At 65.0% G+C, this 1,199-nt stretch carries 1 pseudogene; it reads left to right on the forward strand.

Going from position 1 to position 1,199, the window contains the following annotated elements:
• Positions 1-1,017 precede the first annotated feature (1,017 nt).
• Positions 1,018-1,199: pseudogene (locus tag OEB96_RS00395) on the forward strand (hypothetical protein); the annotation flags it as partial.

A 1,199-nucleotide genomic window follows, 5' to 3' on the forward strand; every position in this document is an offset into this window, starting at 1 on the left:
CCGCCGCCACCGCCACCACCGCCGCCACCGCCACCACCGCCGCCACCGCCACCACCGCCGCCGGAGACCAAGCAGTGGCCGTTCGAGCAGACCTCGTTGGAGGCGCAATCTGCATTGCATTGGCAGGTCGGGAATGGCCCAAAGTCGGTGCTACAGATGCCATTCGTGCACACGTAGCCGTAGCCACAATCACAGCTCGAGTTGCACGAGATCGGTTGTGTGACGCAGTTGCCAGCCACGCAATTCTTGCCATAGCCGCACTGGCAACTCGACTGACATGGAGAGGGGGGCGGGGGGCTGAAGTCTAGCTCGTCCATGCATACACCTCCAGTACATGAAAATCCCTGAGGGCATTGGCATGATGACACGCATGCGATGGCCTCGGGGTCTTCTGCGCTTACGACCTCATCGGGTCCTTCGTGGATGCTCGCCGGATCGCGCGCGTCAACACCCTCGAGGTCGAGATCTTGGTCGAATTCGTCGGACTCTACTTCGACGCATCCGAAGGCCGCGACCAGGATGATCAGCCCGGGAAACCACTTCGAGACAGTGCCTTTGGGGAGTTTCATGCCGTGGCCAATAGCATGGTTCGATGGTTCCGGGCAACGACCTCCGCGATCTCGAGCATCGTCCCGATGCTCGAGATCGTCGCTGTGGAGACAGAGGCTCTGACATCGACCGACACACTCAGCGACCGCAAGTTGGGGTGGAACGGTGAGGGCAATGATGTCGACCGGCCCACGCGTCCACGTCGAGGATGCAATCCGGGGCATGTCGGGATGGCGCTCCTGGAGAGCCGCGACGACTGGCAAGGCAGCACGCCCTCGTCGTCCGGTGGCCACCTCGAGCTGCGGCGCGATATCCGCAAAGGTGGGAGTCACGCCGCTGTGCTCGCCGGTCGGGCGTGGACGCGGCCTATTTGGGCCGTAGATCTTCGTCGACCTCGACCACCGCCGCCTTCGGGGTCCGTGGGGCTCGCCAAGGCCATCGGTCAGGCGTGCGTGGTCCGCGGGCCTGGTGGATCAGGTCTACTGCGACATCAACGGCGAGAGCTACCGCGCGCAAGAGTGGGGGCTGGCGATCCTCCGCACGAGCCAGTGGCTGCGCGATCCGGCGGGGTACATCGCGCCCGCGGATCGATGGGGTGACCTCGGCGCGGCCACCGGTACCGCGCTGGCGATGCTCCCGATCGCCGCGTG

The sequence above is a fragment of the Paraliomyxa miuraensis genome (assembly GCF_026337845.1).
In the GTDB taxonomy this organism is placed as follows: Bacteria; Myxococcota_A; Polyangia; order Nannocystales; family Nannocystaceae; genus Paraliomyxa; species Paraliomyxa miuraensis.